The sequence below is a fragment of the Mycolicibacterium chlorophenolicum genome (assembly GCF_001044235.1).
GTDB lineage: Bacteria > Actinomycetota > Actinomycetes > Mycobacteriales > Mycobacteriaceae > Mycobacterium > Mycobacterium chlorophenolicum.
The window spans coordinates 23,459-42,158 of the sequence record NZ_JYNL01000007.1 but is presented as its reverse complement, the minus strand read 5'-3'; the positions used below and the strand labels follow the sequence as shown (position 1 = coordinate 42,158).

Genomic DNA, 18,700 nt, shown 5'->3' with positions numbered 1-18,700 from the left:
GTTGACGGCGGTGCAACATCGTGTCCATAGCGTCAGCCGCGGGCTACCAAGTCAAAGGAGAGCAAAGAGTGGCAGAACAGACCGCCGACGACATCATCAAGCTGATCAAGGACGAGAAGGTCGAGTACGTCGACATCCGTTTCTGCGATCTGCCCGGTGTCGTCCAGCACTTCTCGATCCCGGCGTCGGCATTCGACGAGAGCGTGTTCGAGGACGGCCTCGCGTTCGACGGGTCGTCGGTGCGCGGATTCCAGTCCATCCACGAGTCCGACATGATGCTGCTGCCCGACCCGGCGACCGCGCGCATCGATCCGTTCCGCGCGGCCAAGACGCTGAACATCAACTTCTTCGTCCACGACCCGTTCACCCGGGAGGCCTACTCGCGCGACCCGCGCAACGTCGCCCGCAAGGCCGAGAACTACCTGGCCAGCACCGGCATCGCCGACACCGCGTTCTTCGGCGCCGAGGCCGAGTTCTACATCTTCGACTCGGTGACCTTCGACTCGCGCATCAACGGCACGTTCTACGAGGTCGACTCCGAGTCGGGCTGGTGGAACACCGGTGAGCCGTTCGAGTCCGACGGCAGCGCCAACCGCGGCTACAAGGTCCGCCCCAAGGGTGGCTACTTCCCCGTCGCGCCGTACGACCACTACGTCGACCTGCGCGACGAGATGGCCACCAACCTGCAGAACGCCGGGTTCGTCCTCGAGCGCGGCCACCACGAGGTGGGCACCGCCGGGCAGGCCGAGATCAACTACAAGTTCAACACGCTGCTGCACGCGGCCGATGATGTGCTGCTGTTCAAATACATCATCAAGAACACGGCGTGGCAGAACGGCAAGACCGTCACGTTCATGCCCAAGCCGCTCTTCGGTGACAACGGCTCCGGTATGCACGCCCACCAGTCGCTGTGGAAGGACGGCAAGCCGCTGTTCCACGACGAGTCCGGCTACGCCGGCCTGTCGGATCTGGCCCGTCACTACATCGGCGGCATCCTGCACCACGCGCCGTCGCTGCTGGCGTTCACCAACCCGACGGTGAACTCCTACAAGCGTCTGGTCCCGGGCTACGAGGCACCGATCAACCTGGTGTACAGCCAGCGCAACCGGTCCGCCTGCGTCCGCATCCCGATCACCGGCAACAACCCGAAGGCCAAGCGCCTCGAGTTCCGCTGCCCGGACAGCTCGGGCAACCCGTACCTGGCGTTCGCGGCGATGCTGATGGCCGGCATCGACGGCATCAAGAAGAAGATCGAGCCGCTGGCGCCGGTCGACAAGGATCTCTACGAGCTGCCGCCCGAGGAGGCCGCGAACATCCCGCAGGCGCCGACGTCGCTGGCGTCGGTGATCGACAAGCTCGAGGAGGACCACGAGTACCTCACCGAGGGCGGCGTGTTCACCCCCGACCTGATCGAGACCTGGATCAGCTACAAGCGGGAGAACGAGATCATGCCGATCCAGATCCGGCCTCACCCCTACGAGTTCTCGCTGTACTACGACGTGTAAGTCGTCGGCACGGATTCGCCCGTCCAGCTCATGCTGGGCGGGCGTTTCTGTTTCCTGGCGCCGAGAGTGAAGCTGTGTTCACGCTCGACGGCGTTCGTGACGACACCTTCACACTCGCGAAAGCGCGGCCGGCGTTTCGCCCACGCCTGATCGGGAAACTCGCCCGCCATGGCATTGCGCGTCGGCGTCACGGGCCCCACCGGTGAGATCGGCAAGGCCGCGATCGCTGCGCTGGAGGAGCATCCCGACGTCACCGCGATCGTCGGCATGGCCCGCCGCCCCTTCGACGCCGCCGCGGAAGGCTGGAGCAAGACGGTCTACCGGCAGGGCGACATCCTCGACCGCGACGCCGTCGACGATCTGGTCGCCGACGTCGACGTCGTCGTCCACCTGGCCTTCATCATCATGGGCACCCGCGCCGAGAGTGCCCGGGTCAACCTGACCGGCACGCGCAACGTGTTCGAGGCGACCGTCGCGGCGGCCCGTCCGCGCCGGCTCGTCTACACCTCCTCGGTCGCCGCCTACGGATATCACGCCGACAACCCGGTGCCCCTCACCGAGGACGTCGCCCCGCGCGGTTCCGCCGAGCACTACTACTCCGAGCAGAAGGCGGCGTGCGAGGCGGTTTTGGCCGAGATCACCGACGGCTCCGACCTGGAGGTGTACGTGCTGCGGCCGTGCATCGTCGCCGGACCGAAGGCGCCGGCGCTCGCCGACGCCATGCCGTGGAACCACCTGCCCGGGCCTGTCCGCCGCGTGACGCGGGCGCTGCCCCTGCTGCGGCCGCTGCCCGACCCCGGGACGCCGCTGCAGCTGGTGCACCACGACGACGTCGCCGCCGCGATCACGCTCGCGGTGACGACGACGTCCGCCCCGCCCGGGGCGTACAACATCGCCGGTGACGGTGTGGTGTCCATGTCGCAGGTGGCCGAGGCCTTCGGCGCGCAGCCGGTGAGGGTGCCGCGGGCGGCTGCGGTGATGACCTCGGAGCTCCTGTCGCGCCTGCCGTTCGTGCCGTCCGCCCTGGAGTGGCTGCACGCCGGCCGGACCTCGGTGGTGATGGACACCGCCAAGGCCACCGCGGTGCTCGGCTGGCGGCCCCGGTACACCTCGGCCGAGACGCTGTCCGCTCTCGCGAGCACCGTGCGTTGAGCAACCTCACAGCGGCCCGCAGTGTCGTTCGGAGCCGCTGGGGGTAGTTTCTGGCGGTGAATGCGTCAGCGGTGGCCGAGAAGGCCGATCAGTCCGAGCAGTTGGATGTGCGCTCCCGCAATCTCGTCTTCACCGCCGTGGTGCTGGGCATGCTGCTCGCGGCGCTGGACCAGACGATCGTGGCCACGGCGCTGCCGACCGTGGTCGCCGATCTGGGCGGCGCCGGCCATCAGGCGTGGGTCGTCACCAGCTATCTGCTCGCCTCCACGATCGTGACCGCGGTGGTCGGCAAGCTCGGCGACATCTTCGGCCGCAAGAAGGTGTTCCAGGTCGCGGTGCTGCTGTTCCTGCTCGGCTCGGTGTTGTGCGGGCTCGCCCAGTCGATGGGCATGCTGGTCGCGTCCCGCGCCCTGCAGGGCATGGGCGGCGGGGCCATCACGGTGACCGCGGTCGCCGTGATCGGCGAGGTGATCCCGCTGCGTGAACGCGGCCGCTACCAGGGCGCGTTGGGCGCGGTGTTCGGTGTCACGACGGTCATCGGCCCGCTGCTCGGCGGCCTGTTCACCGACCATCTGACCTGGCGCTGGGCCTTCTGGATCAACGTGCCGGTGGCCGTCGTCGTGCTCGGCATCGCCGCGGTGGCCCTCCCCGAACTCGCGCGCACCGCCCGCCCGAGGCTCGATTACGCCGGTATCGTGCTGGTCGGGCTGGGCGCGGCCGGCCTGACGCTGGCCACCAGTTGGGGCGGCACCACCTATCCGTGGGGTTCGGCGACGATCATCGGACTGTTCGTGGTGTCCGTCGCGGTGCTGGTGGCCTTCGTCGCCGTCGAGCGGCGCGCCGCCGAACCGGTGCTGCCGATCCGGCTGTTCGGCAACCCGGTGTTCACGGTGTGCTGCGTGCTGTCGTTCGTGGTCGGCTTCGCGATGCTGGGCGCGCTGACGTTCCTGCCGACGTTCATGCAGTTCGTCGACGGGGTCTCCGCGACCACTTCGGGGCTGCGGACCCTGCCCATGGTGCTGGGCCTGCTCGTCACGTCGCTGGGCAGCGGCGTGATCGTCGGGCGCACGGGGCGTTACAAGATCTTCCCGATCGCGGGCACCGCGATCATGGCGCTGGGCTTCGTGCTGCTGTCCCGGATGGACGCCGACACCTCGACGCTGGTGCAGTCGCTGTATCTGCTGGTGCTGGGCGCCGGCATCGGGCTGAGCATGCAGGTTCTGGTACTGGTCGTGCAGAACACCGTCGACTTCACCGATCTCGGCGTCGCCACGTCCGGGGTGACGTTCTTCCGCACCATCGGCAGTTCCTTCGGTGCGGCGATCTTCGGGTCGATGTTCGCCAATTTCCTGGACAACCGGCTGCCCGCCGCGATGGCGAGCAGCGGCGCACCGCCGGAGGCCGCGACCTCGCCGCAGGCGCTGCATCGGTTGCCCCAGGACATCGCCGCGCCGATCATCGACGCCTACGCGGATTCGCTGAGCCGCGTTTTCCTCTTCGCCGCGCCATTCGCTGTGGTGGGCCTGATCCTCGCGCTGTTCCTGAAGCAGGTACCGCTGCGTGACGCCGCCGCGGCCGGCAGCACCGATCTGGGTGAGGGGTTCGGGATGCCGACGACGGCCTCGCCGGAGAAGCTCCTCGAGGTGGCGATCGGGCGGATCCTGCAGCGCAGCCACGGGGTGGATCTGGACGCCGTCACGCGGGCGTCGCGCAGCCGCCTCGACCCGGCACGCCTCTGGGCGGTGATCCAGGTGTACCGGCATGCCTCGGTCTCGGGCACCGCCGATCTGGACGCCATCGCCGAGGAGCGCCGGGTGCCGCGGCAGATCCTGCAGCCCACGTTCGACCGGCTCGTCGCCGACGGCTACACGACCCGGGTCGGCGAATCGTTCTCGCTGACCGCGGCGGGCGCCGCCGAGGTGAACTCCGCGCGCGACGTCATCGCCACCTGGATCACCGAAACACTGGCGCAGTCACCGGAATTCGAGGGCCGGCCGGACCGCCTCCAGGTGCAGGGCGCACTCGATCGGCTCGCCCGCAGCGTGCTGTTGGAGCGCCCCGAGCCGCGCGAGGAGTCTCGGCCGATGAAGCTGGGCGCGACTCAGGTGTCGGAGCTGCAGACCACCCGGATGCGGTCGCTGTCGGCGCCCGTCGCCGAGCCGCCGACTCGGCCGTTCCGGTCGCGCGCGGCCATGCCACCGCGCATCGAACGCTCCGCGCGCTATCCGGACCGTGGTCCGCTCCGCTAATCTGCTCTCATGACCCAGAGACTGGACGCCCGCCTGGCCACCTACTCCTCCCCTGTCTTGAGCCTCTTCCGGATCATCGTCGGCGTGCTGCTGTTGCTGCACGGCACCATGAAGGTGTTCGGCTGGCCGCTCGGACAGGCCGTGCCGTCGGGCACGTGGCCGTTCTGGTTCGCCGGCATCCTCGAGATCGTGCTCGGCGTCCTGATCACCGTCGGTTTCCTCACCCGCATCGCCGCGTTCATCGCCTCCGGCGAGATGGCGGTCGCGTACTTTTGGCAGCACTGGGCCGTGTTCAGCGGCAAACCGGCCAGCTTCTGGCCCTTCGACGGCCAGCTCGGCGGCAACGGCGGCGAACTGGCCGTCGTGTTCTGCTTCGCGTTCCTGCTCCTCGCGACGATGGGCGCCGGCGCCTGGTCGGTCGACGGGCGACGGCGGCCGGCGGTCGCGGCGCGGCGCTGACGTCGGGTTTGCTCCGGCGAGCGCAGCCTCAGCGAAGTCCCCCTCCGCCCAAGTTTGCAGACACGGCGGAAAAGTTTGGTGAACGCAACTATTTTTCGTTGCTGGAGTCCCTAGGATGAGCCGATATTGACCGTGTGGGCAATTGTCGGGGGGGTAACACGTGGGGTTTTCCAGGCATATCGGCAGGATCGGCGCGCTGGCTGTGGCGCTCGGTGTGGGGACCGGAATCGGGGCCTGCCCCGGAATCGCGTGGGCCGATGAGTCGACCGATTCGACCAGTTCGGTAGCCGGGCCGTCGTCCCGCGGCGACGACGCGGCGAAGGCCGATCCGGCGCCGGATGCCAAGGACTCCGACGACGCCGGGGACACCCACGCGTCCGACGACGGCCCCTCCCACGAGGCCGCCGACGCCGAGGACGCCGAGAGCGCGGAGTCCGATCCCGCTCCCGCGCCGGCGCGGGAGCGGAAGGGCCGCAAACTCCGTCACACGCCGGCGAAGGACGAGTCGCCGGCGGTGGACCGCACGCCGCGAAGCGAACCCGACGACACCGCACCGGCCGACGTGACCCCGGACGCGCCCGAGGTCGAACCCGCGCGCAACACCGAGCCTGAGCCTGAACCCGAGCCGGCACCCCACGAGGCACCCGCGGTGGTCGAGACCGCCGTCCCCGCCGCGGCCGAGGTGGTGCCCGAGCCGCCGGCAGCCACCACCCGGATCCGCCTCACCGATCTGCTGTCGACGCTCCTGACACCCGGGGGTGCGCCGACGGCACCGGCCGAGTCCCCGGCGATGTGGGTGCTGGCCGCTGCCGCGCGCCGCCAGCTCGGCCACACCGAGACGGCCGCCCTGGTCAGCGCGTCGCAGGACCCGGTCGCAGAGCTGCCGGTGGTGAACGACCCGGACGATGCGGGGGTCGTGACGGGTTCGGTCGCCGTCCCCGGCGCACAGACCGCGGTGGCGAGCTCCCCGGGGAAGGGCTCCGTGACCGTCTCGGTGAACGCCGGCACCGTCTCGTTCACCTACAAGCCGACCCGGCAGGCTCGGCACGCCGCGGCAGCGCTGGGTGCCACCGACGACGCGAAGACCGACACCTTCGTGCTCACCGTCAGCGACGGCGCCGGCGGTTCGACCCTCGTCCCGATCACCGTCGCGGTGTCGCCGTCCAACGCCGACCCGAGAGTCACGGTGAGCACCCCGCGGGTGTCCCTCACCAGCGCCGAGGTCCGCGCCTCGGTCCGGGTCCGCGACGCCGACGGGGACTCGTTCGCCTTCACCGTCTCCCCGACGGCCAAGGGTGGCAGCGTCACGATCGACGAGGACGGTCACATCTCGTACCTCCCCACCGACGCGGCCCGGCACGCCGCCGCGGCAGCCGATGCGACGGACGCCGACAAGACCGACACGTTCGACGTCACGGTCGCCGACGGCTACGGCGGTCTGGTCACCGTCACCGTCACCGTGCCGATCAAGCCGGACAACATCGACCCGACGGTCACGGTGCGCACCCGATCGTCGTTGTTCAGCGACACCGTCACCGGCGTGGTCAGGGCGAAGGACCCCAACGGTGATCCGGTCAGCTACGACGTCACCCCGTCGGCCAAGGGGGGCACGGTCACCATCGACGACCAGGGCCGGTTCGTCTACACGCCGTCCGCGCAGGCGCGCCACGCGGCGTCGGCCGACGACGCCAGCCGCCGCGACAAGCAGGACACCTTCCTCGTCACGGTCACCGACGACCACGGCGGTATCACCAGAACCCTGGTCACCGTGGGCATCAAGCCGGCCAACACGCCGCCGGCCACGGCAGCGACGCGCGATGTGTTCACCAACCCGAACACCGGGGTGCTGACGGGCACCGTCGTCGCCGTCGACGCCGACGGGGATCCGTTCACCTACCGGTTCCCGGCGAAGACCCGCAAAGGCGCGCTCGAGATCGACGAGGACGGCGTCTTCACCTACACGCCCACCGAGGCGGCCCGCGCACAGGCGAGCAACCCCTTCGCCCCGTCGTGGGCGAAGACCGACGCGTTCCGGGTGACCGTCGACGACGGTCACGGCGGGACGACGACGCTGACGGTCCGCGTGAGCATCGCGCCGCTGGGTGGTCCGAACCAGGCGCCGACCGACGGCGGCTACACCGCGAGCCAGCCGGGTGCGTTCACCGGCAAGGTCACCGGTGCGGTCACCGCGACCGACCCGGACCGCGATCTGCTCACGTTCGCCGGGTCCGGACCGACGGCCAAGGGCGCCGTCGTCGTCAACGCCGACGGCACGTTCACCTACACGCCCAGCGATGTCGCGCGCCACCAGGCCACCGCCGACAACGCCACCGAGGCCGACCTGAAGGACACGTTCACCGTCACGGCCTCCGACGGGTACGGCGGCACGCTGGACATCCCGGTGACGGTGGCGATCAAACCGTCGGTGAACAGGGCGCCGACACGGGGCACCTACGTGGCGGACGCGGACGCGCTCACCGGTGTGGTGAGCGGACGCGTCGGCGCCATCGACGCCGACGGCGATCTGCTGACCTACCGGGGTACCGCCGTCACCGACAAGGGCAGCGTCGTCGTCTCCAGCGCCGGGGAGTTCACCTACACCCCGACCGACGCGGCCCGCGCGGCCGCGGGTGCGCCGAAGGCCCCTCTCGCCGACAAGCGGGACTCGTTCACCGTGACCGTCGACGACGGGCACGGCGGCACCCTGGCCGTCACGGTCCGGGTCACGATCGTGCCGGCGAGCGTGACCTCAGCCCTCTAGCGCCATGTCCGTGCGGAATCGGCGCATGCCGTCGATCTTCTGCTCGAGCGTCGCGTCGGGGCCGCCGTAGAACATCCACGGCATCGTGACGATGCCGGTGATGCCGCCGGCTTCCGCCCGTGCGTAGTGCTCCGGGGTGAACGCGTCGGTCAGCGGCGTGATCACCTCGAAACCCTGCATGTCCAAACCCTTGTCGGACCGGAGACTGCGCAGCGTGGCGATCCGTTCGAGGGCCTGCTCGGTGCTGATCAGGTCGCCGATCCAGCCGTCGTGGCGGGCGGCCCGGCGCAGCGCGATGTCCGACAGCCCGCCGACGTAGACGGGTATCGGCGGCGGCGTCGGCTCCATCTCCATCCGCGGCGCGGTGTAGAAGTCTCCGGAGAACTCGGTCCAGCCCGGCGCCCACAGCTGCTTCATCAGCGCCAGCATCTCGTCGGTGCGCTTGCCGCGCTTCTCGAACTGCTGCCCCAGCAGTTCGAACTCCTCGCGGCACCAGCCCACCCCGACGCCGAGTTCGAGCCGGCCGCCGGCCAGGACCGCGGCCGTCCCGATGGATTTCGCCGCCGAGTAGGGGTCGCGCATCGCGGGCAGATAGACGGTGGTGACGAAGCGCAGCCGGGTGGTCACCAGCGCGATCGCGCCGATCATCACCCACGGATCCGGCCAGTCGGTGAACGCCTGCCAGCGCCTGCTGCCGTCCTTGGTGTACGGATACGGCGTCTGCAGGGTCTCGAGGTTGACGACGTGGTCGGGAATCGCGATCCCGTCGTAGCCGAGCTCGTCTGCGGCGCGGGCGATCTCGATCGCCTGCCGGGTGTCCAGGAATGCTGTGGAGACGTAGACCCTCACAGGGCGCTCAGCCGGCGTCCCGCGCCCACGCGGGCATTATGAACACCCCTTCGGCCTCGACGGTCACCCCGTCGGCGTCCTTGAGGTGACCGCGCGCGAAGGTCTTGGCGCCCTCGCTGCGCTCCACGAACGCCTCGGCGCGCACCGGCCCCAGATGGGTGCCGCGCCGGTAGCGCAGGCTGATGGTTCCGGTGAACTTCGGCAGGTTCAGCCCCTCGCTGGCCACCTCGCCGAGGATGTGGTCCAGCACCAGCGCGCAGATGCCGCCGTGCACCCATCCCGGAGGGCCCTCGTAGGCGGGCCCCAGGGTGAACTCGCTCCAGCAGCTGCCGTCGGGCTCGTGTTCGACGACCATCGGTGGTGCGATCGCATTACGCAGTCCCACGGCAGGATTCGCCCACGCCACGGCCCGGTTGCTGTCGGCGTGGCGCAGCGTGGACCGGCCCGACCGCGTGCGCTGCTCCAGCAGCGCCGTGGCCTCCTCGAGGTGTTCGAGCGCCAGCAGCACCGTCGCGTCGTCGACCTCGGTGTGGATCCCGACGTCGATGAGCGTGCGCAGCGCGTCGGTCAACGGCTCGTAGACCCGGCGCTGCCGCTCGAAGTCCTCGGCGCTGATCACGTCGAACGTGAATTCCACTTATCCTCCAAACACTTTGCGCACCACGGCTTTCGCACGTCGCGTCACCCGCAGATAGTTGTCCAGGAACTCTCCCCCGTCCCCGTCGGGCCAGCCCGCCGCCACCGCGACGGCGTTGAGCAGCTTGCCCGGGCCCGGCAGCTGATCGGTGGGCTTGCCGCGCACCAGCACCAGCGCGTTGCGCGCGCGCGTCGCCGTCAGCCACGCCTCACGCAGCAGTTCGATGTCCCCCTCGGCGATCAGCTCGGCCGCCCCGATCGCGTTGAGCGTGTCCAGTGTCGAGGTGGTGTGCAGTGCCGGGATCTTGTCCGCGAAGCGCAGCTGCAGCAGCTGCACCGTCCATTCGATGTCGGCCAGCCCACCGCGGCCCAGCTTGGTGTGGGTGTTCGGGTCGGCGCCGCGCGGCAGCCTCTCCGCGTCGACCCGCGCCTTGATCCGCCGGATCTCCTGCACGGTCTGCGCGGAGACCCCGCCCGCCGGGTAGCGCGTCTTGTCGATCATCAGCAGGAAGCGTTCGCCCAGTTCGAGATCGCCGGCCACCCGGTGCGCGCGCAGCAGCGCCTGCACCTCCCACGGTTGCGCCCACTGCGCGTAGTACGCCTCATAGGACGCCAGCGTGCGCACCAGCGGGCCTTGCCGGCCCTCGGGGCGCAGGTTGATGTCGACCTCCAGCGGCGGATCCGCACCCGGGGTGCCCAGCCGCGCGCGGACCTGTTCGGCGACGGTCACCGACCACTTCACCGCGACGGATTCCTCGACGCCGTCGTGCGGCTCGCAGACGAACATGACGTCGGCGTCGGAGCCGTAGCCGAGTTCCCGCCCGCCGAGCCGGCCCATCCCGATCACCGCGATGCGTGCGGGCGGCCCCTGCTTCGGGGTGTTGGCGCGGATCACGGCGTCCAGGGCGGCCTGAAGCACCGCCACCCACATCGACGTCAGCTGTGCGCACACCTCGGTGACCTCGAGCATGCCGAGCAGGTCGGCCGACGCGATGCGGGCCAGCTCGCGCCGCCGCAGGGAGCGCGCCGCCGCGATCGCCCGGGTCGGGTCGCTGTGCCGGGCCGCCGAGGCCACCAGCGAGCCCGCCACGCCGTCGGTGTCGACGTCGCACAGCTTCGGCCCGTTGGGTCCGTCGGCGTACAGCTGGATGACCTCGGGCGCACGCATCAGCAGCTCGGGCACGTACGCCGAGGTGCCCAGCACGTGCATCAACCGCTTGGCCACCGCGCCCTCGTCGCGCAGCGTCGCCAGATACCAACGCTGCTCGGCCAATTCATCGCTGATCCTGCGGTAGTTGAGCAGGCCCGCGTCGGGGTCGGGGGTGTCGGACAGCCAGTCGAGCAGCGTCGGCAACAGCACCTGCTGCACCCGGCCGCGGCGCCCGCTGCTCGAGGTCAGGGCGGCCAGATGGGTCAGTGCGCTCTGCGGGCCCTCGTATCCCAGTGCGGCGAGCTGACGTTCGGCGGATTCGGCGCTCATGCCGAGGCCGAGCGCGGTCTGGCCCACCGATTCGAGCAGCGGTTGGTAGAACAGCTTGGCGTGCAGCCGCGACACCCGGTGGCTCTGACGTTTGAGCTCCTCGCGCAGCACCCCCAGCGCGTCGTGGCGACCGTCGGGCCGGATGTGCGCGGCGCGCGCGAGCCAGCGCATCGCCTCGTCGTCGTCGTCCTCGGGGAGCAGGTGGGTGCGCTTGAGGCGTTGCAGCTGCAGCCGGTGTTCGAGCAGCCGCAGGAACTCGTACGACGCGGTCATGTTGGCCGCGTCGTCGCGCCCGATGTAGCCGCCGTCGCCCAGAGCGGCGAGGGCGTTCACGGTCGACGCGACATGCAGCGACTCGTCGACGCGCCCGTGCACCAACTGCAGGAGTTGGACGGCGAACTCGACGTCGCGCAGCCCGCCGGTGCCCAGCTTCAGTTCGCGCGACCGCACGCCGGCGGGCACCAGTTCGACCACCCGGCGGCGCATCGCCTGCACGTCGGCGACGAAATCCTCCCGCTCGCAGGCGGTCCACACCATGGGCATGAGCGCGTCGATGTAGCGGCGCCCGAGGTCGGCGTCGCCGGCGGCCGGGCGCGCTTTCAACAGGGCCTGGAACTCCCAGGTCTTGGCCCACCGCTCGTAGTAGGCGACGTGGGAGTCCAGCGTGCGCACCAGCGGACCCTGCTTGCCCTCGGGGCGCAGCGCGGCGTCCACTTCGAAGAACGCGTCGGAGGCCAGCCGCATCATCTCTCCGGCGATCCGGGTGGCCAGCGCCAGCCGGCTGTGCGACCCGTCGTCGGTGACGAAGATGACGTCGACATCGCTGACGTAGTTGAGTTCCCGGGCGCCGCACTTGCCCATCGCGATCACGGCGAGCGCCGGCGGCTCGTCGTTCTTGTCCCCGCACACCGCGCGGATGCTGACGGTCAGTGCCGCGTGCAGCGCGGCGTCGGCGAGGTCGGAGAGGTGCTCCCCCACGACCGTGAACGGCAGCACCGGCTCGTTCTCGACGGTGGGTGCGACGTCGAGAGCGGCGAGCACCAGCAGCCGGTCCCGGTACAGGGTGCGCAGCTCGGGGGCGGCAGCGATTGTGCCGCTGACGTTTTCGGCGATCTCGGCGAACATCTGCGCGAGCTCCGCGGGCGTGGGCAACCTCACCCGGCCTGCGAGCAGATGCCAGGACTGCGGGTGGGCGACGAGGTGGTCGCCGAGCGCCAGTGACGAGCCCAGTGCGGCGAACAACCGGCCGCGCAGACCGCGGTCCTTGAGCAGGGCGCCGTTGAGCTCGTCCCACTCGGTGCCGAGTGCCTCGGCGAGCCGGACCACGGCACGCAGCGCCGTGTCGGCGTCGGGGGCCCGCGACAGCGACCACAGAAGCTCGACGTGGGCGTCGGTGTTCCAGCCCAGCTGCTCGAGGTCGGCCTGCGCCGTCGGCTCGACGAGGCCGAGTCGCCCGACGCCGGGCAGCTTGGGACGCTGCGTCGCGGGCTTGGCCATACCGGTGAATCTAGCCGAGCCGGTCGGCTCTACAACGACAGGTAGTTCTTCAGCTCGAAAGGCGTGACGTGGCTGCGGTAGTTCTCCCACTCGGCGCGCTTGTTGCGCAGGAAGAAGTCGAAGACGTGCTCGCCGAGCGCCTCGGCGACCAGTTCGGAGTCCTCCATCTGGGTCAGCGCCACGCCGAGACTGCCGGGCAGCTCCTTGTATCCCATGGCCCGTCGCTCTTCGGGGGTCAGGCTCCACACGTTGTCCTCGGCCTGCGGTCCGAGCACGTAGTTCTTCTCGATTCCGCGCAGGCCCGCGGCGAGCAGCACCGCGAAGGTCAGGTACGGGTTGCACGCCGAGTCGGGGCTGCGCACCTCGACCCGCCGAGACGACGCCTTGTGCGGGGTGTACATCGGAACCCGCACCAGCGCCGAGCGGTTCGCCGCCCCCCACGACGCGGCCGTGGGCGCCTCGCCGCCGTGCACGAGCCGCTTGTAGGAGTTCACCCACTGGTTGGTGACGGCGCTGATCTCCTGCGCGTGCTCGAGAATGCCTGCGATGAACGACTTCCCGATGTCGGAGAGTTGCTGCGGATCGTCGGCGCTGTGGAAGGCGTTGGTCTCGCCCTCGAACAGGCTCATGTGCGTGTGCATCGCCGAGCCGGGGTGTTCGGCGAACGGCTTGGGCATGAACGAGGCGCGCACGCCGTCGGCGAGCGCCACCTCCTTGACCACATAGCGGAACGTCATCACGTTGTCGGCCATCGACAGGGCGTCGGCGTAGCGCAGGTCGATCTCCTGCTGGCCGGGTGCGCCCTCGTGATGGCTGAACTCCACCGAGATGCCCATCTGCTCGAGCGCGTCGATGGCGTGGCGGCGGAAGTTCGGCGCGGCGTCGTGCACGGCCTGGTCGAAGTAGCCGCCGTTGTCGGCGGGCACCGGCGGGGTGCCGTCGTCGGGGCCGGGCTTGAGGAGGAAGAACTCGATCTCGGGGTGCACGTAGCAGGAGAAGCCCAGATCGCTGGCCTTGGACAGCTGGCGGCGCAGCACGTGCCGGGAGTCGGCCCACGACGGCGAGCCGTCGGGCATGGTGATGTCGCAGAACATGCGGGCCGAGTGGTGATCACCGGCGCTGGACGTCCACGGCAGCACCTGGAAGGTCGACGGGTCGGGCCGGGCGACCATGTCGGCCTCGGAGACGCGCGCGAAGCCCTCGATCGACGAGCCGTCGAAGCCGATGCCCTCCTCGAAGGCGCCCTCCAATTCGGCGGGCGCGATCGCGACCGACTTCAGGTATCCGAGCACATCGGTGAACCACAGCCGGACGAAACGGATGTCGCGTTCCTCCAGCGTGCGCAGCACGAATTCCTTCTGCCGATCCATGCCCGAAGCGTAGGTTCCGCCTGTTAATTCTGTGTTACAGCGCTGCTAGCACCGTAAACCGGCGGGGGGTGGCACCGAGTCGATCAGGAAGTTGACGACGGAGGTGTCGACGCACTGGTCGCCGTTGAACACGACGGTGTGCTGGCTGCCGTCGAAGGTGATCAGCGACGCGTTCATCTGGCGGGCCAGATCGACGCCCGCCTGGTACGGCGTCGCGGGGTCGCCCGTGGTGGAGACGACGACGACCTTGCCGGGGCCGGGTGAGGTGGCCGCACCGACGATCGGCGTCGGCGGCACCGGCCACAGCGCGCAGACGTCGCGCGGCGCGTACCCGGTGAAGGAGCCGTACGCCGAGAACGGCGCCGCGGCCCGAATGCGCCGGTCGGCGTCGGCCCACGCGGCCGGGTCGGTGGGATAGGCCGAGTCGATGCAGCGGATCGCGGTGAACGCGTCCTGCCGGTTGCTGTAGTGCCCGTTGCGGTCCCGCTGCTGATAGTCGTCGGCGAGCAGCAACAGATCGATGGGGTCGGTGCCGCGGGCCAGCCCGAGCAGCCCGCTGGTCACGTACGGCCAGTAGCGCGGCGAGTACAGCCCGGAGACGGTGCCGGTGAACGCGTCCTGGTAGCTGAGCCCGCGCGGGTCGGAGGTGGCGGCGGGGCGCGCGGCGAGCGGGTCGATGAGCTGGTGGTAGCGGGCGACGAACTGGGTGGGGTCGGTGCCCAGCGGGCATTCGACGTCCTGGGCGCAGTCCGCGGCGTACTTGTCGAACGCCTGCTGGAAACCCGCCATCTGGTTGACGCTCTCGGTGATGGGGTCCAGGCTCGGGTCGACGGCGCCGTCGAGAACCATCGCGCGCACCCGGTCGGGGTAGCGGTCGGCGTAGGCGGCGCCGAGCTGGGTGCCGTAGGAGAAGCCGAGGAAGTTGATCTGGGCTTCGCCGAGCGCGTCGCGCACCGCGTCCATGTCCCGCACCGCCGAGGCGGTGCCGATGTTGGCCAGGAAGTCCGGGCCCATGTTCGTCAGGCACTCGCCCGCGAAATCCCGCAGTATGCCTTCGATCTGGGCGACGCCGGCGGGGCTGTAGTCGGTCATCGGCTGCGTGCGGTAGGCGTCGAACTGCGCGTCGCTGCGGCAGCGCAACTGCGGGGTGGAGTGGCCGACACCGCGGGGGTCGACACCGACCAGGTCGAACTGCTGCAGGATCGGCGAGCCGGCGAGGTCGCCGCCCATGTCGGCGACGGTGTCGACGGCCGACGCGCCGGGGCCGCCCGGGTTGACGAGCAGCGCGCCGAGTCGCTTGCCGCTGGCCGGCACCTTGATGACCGCCAATTGTGCTTGCGCCCCATCGGGTTTCGCGTAATCGACCGGTACCGACACGGTGGTGCACTGCGCTGCGGGAATCCGCGACGCGTCGGTGACGACGCCCGCGCACGAGCCCCACGCCGTGGTCGGCGCCGCCTGCGCCGGCGGGCAGAGCACAGCCGTCAGCACGCACACAGCCGCAATCGCCCGTCCCACCCGCCACATGGCGACCATGCTGTCATGCGATGGGACACGGGGCTTCCCCCGGGACCCAACGGTGACCGGGCTGTTACCCGCTCAGCATCGGGTGTCCGGCGGCGGCACCGTCACGTCGACCAGGTAGCGGGTCGCGATGTCGTCGACGCAGGCGTCGCCCTGCAGTGCGACGGTGTGCTGGGTGCCGTCGAAGGTGAGCAGGGTGCCGCCGAGCTGCTTGGCCAGGTCGACACCGGCCTGATACGGCGTGGCGGGATCGTTGGTGGTGGAGACCACCAGGATCGGCGGTAGCCCGGTCGCCTTGATCTCGTGCCGTTCGCTGGTGGGCGGCACGGGCCACATCGCGCAGGTGCCCAGCGGCGCGAAGCCGGTGAAGTCGCCGTAGCTCATGAACGGCGCCACCTCCCGCATCCGGCGGTCCTGATCGACCAGCGTGGCCCGGTCGGTGATCGCCGGCTTGTCGACACAGTTGACCGCGACGCGCACGTCGGTGGAGTTGTTGTAGTGCCCCTGGGCGTCGCGGCCCATGTACAGGTCGGCCAGCGACAGCATGGTGTCGCCGCGGCCCTGTTTGATCTCGGTGAGCGCCTGCGTCAGGTGCCGCCACAGGTTCGGCGAGTACAGCGGCAGGATGGTGCCCACCACGGCGTCGGAGTAGCTCAGGCCGCGGGGGTCGGCGGTTTGCGCCGGCTTCTCCACCAGCGGCCACACCAGGGACTGGTAGACCTCCACCGCCTTGGCCGGGTCGGTGCCCAGCGGGCAGTTGGAGTCCTTGCCGCAGTCGGCGGCGTAGTCGTCGAAGGCCTTCTGGAACGCGGCGGCCTGGCGGATGTCGGCCTCGATCGGATCGGCGTTCGGGTCGACGGCGCCGTCGAGGATCATCGCGCGGACCTTGTCCGGGTACGCCTCGGCATAGCCGGCGCCGATCCGGGTGCCGTAGGAATAGCCGAGGTAGGTCAGCTTCTCGTCACCGAGAGCCTGCCGGATCGCATCGAGATCCCTTACCACGCTTGTGGTTCCGACGTTGGCGAGAAAGTCCTTGCCCATCTTGTCGACGCACCGCTGCACGAACTCCTTGGTGAGCTTTTCGATGTGTGCGACACCTTCGGGCGTGTAGGCGACGACGTTGTCGGCGCGCAGCCGGTCGTTGTCGGCGTCGCTGTTGCACCACACCGCCGGTGAGGAGTTCGCCACGCCGCGCGGGTCGAAGCCGACCAGGTCGAAGCGCTGCCGCAGTTCTTCGGGCAGCGTCGCGATCATCGAGGCGGCGGCGTTGACCCCGGATTCGCCCGGGCCGCCGGGGTTGACGATCAGGGAGCCGATCTTGTCGCCGGTGGCCTTGAACTTCACGATAGCGATCTGAGCGACGGCGCCGTCAGCGCTCTCGGCGTTGTCCCAGTTCACCGGCACGGACAGCAGGCCGCATTCGGCGCCGGTCGGAATCCGTGAGCGGTCCGACGGGCCGGCGGGGTGGCAGGCCGTCCACTGGATCGGCGAGCCGGGTCGCGGCACCGAGATCATCGCGCGGCCGTGCACCACCTTGCTGCACCCGGCGACGAGCAGGATCACCGCGGCGAGGATGAGGCCGGATCTCGCGATCCCGGTCGTGTACTTCATGGCTCCACATGCTGCCATGAAGTCCCATAGCCGCTGGCGAGGCGCGGTTCGGGGCCGGGGTGACTACCGCGTCGCGGCGAGCAGTTCGGCCAAGGCCACGTCGAAGTCGTCGGCCATGTCCCAGAGGTCGGGCAGCAGTTCGGGGCACGAGACGATCCCGACGTCGAGGTTGCCCGACAGCGACATCACGGTCATGTTCAGTCCCGAGCCGTGGAAGATCGGCCCGAGCGGATACATCGCCTTCACCTCGCAGCCGAGCATGTAGAGCCGCCCCTGGGGGCCGGGCACGTTGGACACCACCAGGTTGTGCACCGGCCGGGCGCCGGAGAGCCGGCTGCTCGCGTACACGCGCATCGCCGTGCCGAACACCGCGGGCGCGGCGAACTGGGTCCAGTCCTGTAGCAGGGTCGCCGCGATGGCCGAACTGTGTTGTTTGGCAACGGAATTGGCTTCGGCGATGGCTTTGAGCCGCTCCGCGGGGTCTTCGATGTTGGTCTCCAGCCGGGCGAACATCCCCGACACCTGGTTGCGGCCGGGCCGGTCGGACTTCTCGTGCACCGACACCGGCACCATCGCCACCAGCGAGTTGTTCGGCAGTTCGCCCCGGTTGAGCAGGAAGGTGCGCAGCACCCCGGACACCAGCGCCATCACGACGTCGTTGACCTTGACGCCGAAGTGGTTCTTGACGGTCTTGATGTCCTCGAGGTCCAGTTGCGCGAACGCGACGTTGCGGTGCCCGGTCACGTTGGCGTTGAACGCGGTTCTGGGCGCCACGAACGGCGGCGCCATCGTCATGCCGGTGCGGGCCCGTTTGACGGTGTCGATGACGGTGGTCAACGTGTTGGGCACCACGTTGACGAGCTTGAGCGGCCGGGCGGCGAAGCGCACGGCCCCGCTGACGGCGATCTCGAGGTCGCTGCCGCCGCCCGGGCCGTCGACGGGTTCGGGCGCGGGCGCGTCGGGTTCGGTGGTGCACAGCTTGGACATCAGGTTGGCGCCCGTCACGCCGTCCACCGCGGCGTGGTGCACCTTGGTCATCACCGCGATGCGTACGCCCTCCTGCGCAGTGCCGTCGCCGGGTCCCCCGACGTTCTCGATCACCCACATCTCCCACAGCGGCCGCGTCCGGTCCAGCGGCAGCGAGGCGATGTGGCCGCAGATGTCGGCGAGTTCGCGGCGCCCGCCCGGTGACGGCAGTCCGATCCGGTGCAGATGCCGGTCGACGTCAAAGTCCTTGTCGTCCACCCACACCGGATGGTCGAGGTTGAACCGGTTGTCGGCGATCCGCTCACGGAACTCGGGCATCGCCCGGATCCGTTCGGCGAGAAGATCACGGAAGCGGTCGAAGGCGTATCCGCCCGGCATCGTCGAGGCGTCCAACTCGAGGATCGAGCACACGTGCAACGGCTGAGCCGCGGTCTCGAGGTAGAGGAAACTGGCGTCGAGCCCGCTGAGCCGTTGCATCCGCCGATCGTATGCGCGGCGCCGGCCGGTGTGAGCAAATCCACTTAACGTGTTGTTCAACTTCTGGTGACGTGGTGGCAGACTGGTCGGGTCAGCGGTACCCGGGGACCCGAAGCGGCCTCGAGGAGCCGAAACGACGACCC

13 protein-coding genes are annotated in these 18,700 nt (G+C 69.8%); 5 read left to right on the top strand and 8 right to left on the bottom strand.

What is annotated here, in order from left to right; translation table 11 throughout:
• Positions 1-68: 68 nt before the first annotated feature.
• Positions 69-1,505, top strand: a complete 1,437-nt coding sequence (gene glnA / locus MCHLDSM_RS03085) for a type I glutamate--ammonia ligase (protein WP_048468821.1) — start codon at positions 69-71, stop codon at positions 1,503-1,505.
• Here glnA and MCHLDSM_RS37635 read toward each other — a convergent pair.
• The gene (locus MCHLDSM_RS37635; protein ID WP_131722579.1) at positions 1,493-1,696 is read right to left on the bottom strand and encodes a hypothetical protein; all 204 of its coding nucleotides are present in this window, start codon (positions 1,694-1,696) and stop codon (positions 1,493-1,495) included. The two genes, glnA and MCHLDSM_RS37635, sit on opposite strands and share 13 nt — an antisense overlap.
• On the opposite strand from MCHLDSM_RS37635, the gene MCHLDSM_RS03080 reads away from it, so the two are divergent.
• The 4 genes from MCHLDSM_RS03080 (at position 1,674) to MCHLDSM_RS03065 (ending at position 8,126) form a co-directional block, all read left to right on the top strand.
• Positions 1,674-2,657 carry an NAD-dependent epimerase/dehydratase family protein gene (locus MCHLDSM_RS03080; RefSeq protein WP_048468820.1) on the top strand — a complete coding sequence of 328 codons (984 nt, stop codon included), beginning with the start codon at positions 1,674-1,676 and terminating at the stop codon, positions 2,655-2,657. The two genes, MCHLDSM_RS37635 and MCHLDSM_RS03080, sit on opposite strands and share 23 nt — an antisense overlap.
• Positions 2,658-2,713: 56 nt before the next feature.
• Positions 2,714-4,906, top strand: coding sequence for an MDR family MFS transporter (locus tag MCHLDSM_RS03075; protein ID WP_048468819.1), 2,193 nt, complete (start codon positions 2,714-2,716; stop codon positions 4,904-4,906).
• A gap of 9 nt (positions 4,907-4,915) precedes the next feature.
• Positions 4,916-5,365 carry a DoxX family protein gene (locus MCHLDSM_RS03070; protein ID WP_048468818.1) on the top strand — a complete coding sequence of 150 codons (450 nt, stop codon included), beginning with the start codon at positions 4,916-4,918 and terminating at the stop codon, positions 5,363-5,365.
• 160 nt (positions 5,366-5,525) lie between these two features.
• Positions 5,526-8,126 carry a cadherin-like domain-containing protein gene (locus tag MCHLDSM_RS03065; protein ID WP_048468817.1) on the top strand — a complete coding sequence of 867 codons (2,601 nt, stop codon included), beginning with the start codon at positions 5,526-5,528 and terminating at the stop codon, positions 8,124-8,126.
• Here the strand turns inward: MCHLDSM_RS03065 and MCHLDSM_RS03060 are convergent.
• From MCHLDSM_RS03060 to MCHLDSM_RS03030, 7 genes are all read right to left on the bottom strand, one after another.
• Positions 8,115-8,975: a TIGR03619 family F420-dependent LLM class oxidoreductase gene (locus MCHLDSM_RS03060; RefSeq protein WP_048468816.1), complete on the bottom strand. Its 861-nt coding sequence runs from the start codon at positions 8,973-8,975 to the stop codon at positions 8,115-8,117. The two genes, MCHLDSM_RS03065 and MCHLDSM_RS03060, sit on opposite strands and share 12 nt — an antisense overlap.
• Before the next feature lie 7 nt (positions 8,976-8,982).
• Positions 8,983-9,612 (bottom strand): PaaI family thioesterase, encoded by a 630-nt coding sequence (locus tag MCHLDSM_RS03055; RefSeq protein ID WP_048468815.1) that lies wholly within the window; start codon positions 9,610-9,612, stop codon positions 8,983-8,985.
• Positions 9,613-12,588 (bottom strand): bifunctional [glutamine synthetase] adenylyltransferase/[glutamine synthetase]-adenylyl-L-tyrosine phosphorylase, encoded by a 2,976-nt coding sequence (locus tag MCHLDSM_RS03050; RefSeq protein WP_048468814.1) that lies wholly within the window; start codon positions 12,586-12,588, stop codon positions 9,613-9,615. It abuts the gene before it with no gap.
• 29 nt (positions 12,589-12,617) lie between these two features.
• Positions 12,618-13,958 carry a glutamine synthetase family protein gene (locus MCHLDSM_RS03045; RefSeq protein ID WP_048419151.1) on the bottom strand — a complete coding sequence of 447 codons (1,341 nt, stop codon included), beginning with the start codon at positions 13,956-13,958 and terminating at the stop codon, positions 12,618-12,620.
• Between the two features lie 45 nt (positions 13,959-14,003).
• Positions 14,004-15,494, bottom strand: a complete 1,491-nt coding sequence (locus MCHLDSM_RS03040; RefSeq protein WP_048468813.1) for an alpha/beta hydrolase — start codon at positions 15,492-15,494, stop codon at positions 14,004-14,006.
• A gap of 63 nt (positions 15,495-15,557) precedes the next feature.
• On the bottom strand, positions 15,558-17,093 hold the full coding sequence (locus tag MCHLDSM_RS03035; RefSeq protein WP_201780355.1) for an alpha/beta hydrolase: 1,536 nt from the start codon (positions 17,091-17,093) through the stop codon (positions 15,558-15,560).
• 63 nt (positions 17,094-17,156) lie between these two features.
• Positions 17,157-18,557 (bottom strand): WS/DGAT/MGAT family O-acyltransferase, encoded by a 1,401-nt coding sequence (locus MCHLDSM_RS03030; RefSeq protein WP_048468811.1) that lies wholly within the window; start codon positions 18,555-18,557, stop codon positions 17,157-17,159.
• Between the last annotated feature and the right edge of the window lie 143 nt (positions 18,558-18,700).

What these genes read in the sequence shown, in the direction of transcription:
- MCHLDSM_RS03080 (WP_048468820.1), top strand. Translation starts at nt 1,674, where the DNA reads ATGGCATTGCGCGTCGGCGTCACGGGCCCCACCGGTGAGATCGGCAAG.
- MCHLDSM_RS03070 (WP_048468818.1), top strand. Translation starts at nt 4,916, where the DNA reads ATGACCCAGAGACTGGACGCCCGCCTGGCCACCTACTCCTCCCCTGTC.
- MCHLDSM_RS03050 (WP_048468814.1), bottom strand. Translation starts at nt 12,588, where the DNA reads ATGGCCAAGCCCGCGACGCAGCGTCCCAAGCTGCCCGGCGTCGGGCGA.
- MCHLDSM_RS03045 (WP_048419151.1), bottom strand. Translation starts at nt 13,958, where the DNA reads ATGGATCGGCAGAAGGAATTCGTGCTGCGCACGCTGGAGGAACGCGAC.
- MCHLDSM_RS03040 (WP_048468813.1), bottom strand. Translation starts at nt 15,494, where the DNA reads ATGGTCGCCATGTGGCGGGTGGGACGGGCGATTGCGGCTGTGTGCGTG.
- MCHLDSM_RS03035 (WP_201780355.1), bottom strand. Translation starts at nt 17,093, where the DNA reads ATGAAGTACACGACCGGGATCGCGAGATCCGGCCTCATCCTCGCCGCG.
- MCHLDSM_RS03030 (WP_048468811.1), bottom strand. Translation starts at nt 18,557, where the DNA reads ATGCAACGGCTCAGCGGGCTCGACGCCAGTTTCCTCTACCTCGAGACC.